Source organism: Streptomyces sp. NRRL F-5630 (genome assembly GCF_000719475.1).
Taxonomy (GTDB): Bacteria; Actinomycetota; Actinomycetes; order Streptomycetales; family Streptomycetaceae; genus Streptomyces.
Window position 1 is genome coordinate 1 of the sequence record NZ_JOGO01000184.1, and the last position, 919, is coordinate 919.

Below are 919 nucleotides of genomic sequence, written 5' to 3' on the forward strand. Positions count from 1 at the left end.
CCCCCGAATCCCGTCCCCCCTCCCTCCACCGGTTAGCCTGGCCGCCGCACCCTCTCCTCCCCACCGGGCGTGCGTGCTCCGCCCGCGCCCGGCGCCCGGGTGGCCGCGCGCATGGTTCTGCCCACAGTTCGGGGTCATCGGGTGGTGGGAGGGCGGCGCGGCCTCGTACCGTACGGAACCAGCCACGTCCGTACGCGCGGACGGGCCGTGCCGGCGCGGCATGGTGAACGGCAGGGCGTGATCTACGGGATGGGGGGCGGTCAGCGGGTATGTCCAGGGAATTCCAGCGCGGCCACAAGGCACGTGTCAGTGACCTCACAGCGGGGACGGATCTGTACATCGGGGTGCGGATCGGCGGCCCCGGGCTCACCTTCGACATCAGCTGCTTCGGGCTGGACGCCGAGGAGCAACTCTCCGACGACCGGTACTTCATCTTCTTCAACCAGCCGAAATCGCCCGAGGAGTCCCTTCAGCTCCTCGGTCCGCAGGCCGGTGACACCGAGTCGTTCCGGGTGACGCTCGACCGCGTGCCCGAGCGGATCAGGAAGCTCTCCTTCACCGCGACCATCGACGGTGCCGGGCAGATGTCGCAGGCCGGGCCCGGGTATCTGCGGATCGTCGCCGGGGGAGAGGAGGTCGCCAGGTACTCCTTCACCGGCTCCGAGTTCAGCACCGAGCGTGCCGTGATGGTCGGCGACCTGTACTACAAGGACGGCTGGCGCTTCGCCGCCGTCGGTCAGGGCTTCGACGGGGGCCTGGAGGCGCTGCTGCGCAACTTCGGCGGCGAGGTCCTGGAGGAGGAAGAGGCACCGGCGGAGGCCCCGGCCCCGCAGCAGGCCCCCGGCTTCGCCCCGCCCCCCTTCGCACCCCCCGCTTCCGCCGAGCCGGAGCCCCGGCCCACGGCCGCCCAGTCCTACGC

1 protein-coding gene is annotated in these 919 nt (G+C 71.7%); it reads left to right on the forward strand.

Features of this window, described 5'->3' with window-relative positions:
- Positions 1-269: 269 nt before the first annotated feature.
- The coding region (locus tag IF99_RS0130245) for a TerD family protein (RefSeq protein ID WP_031001704.1) at positions 270-919 on the forward strand (650 nt) is incomplete at its 3' end.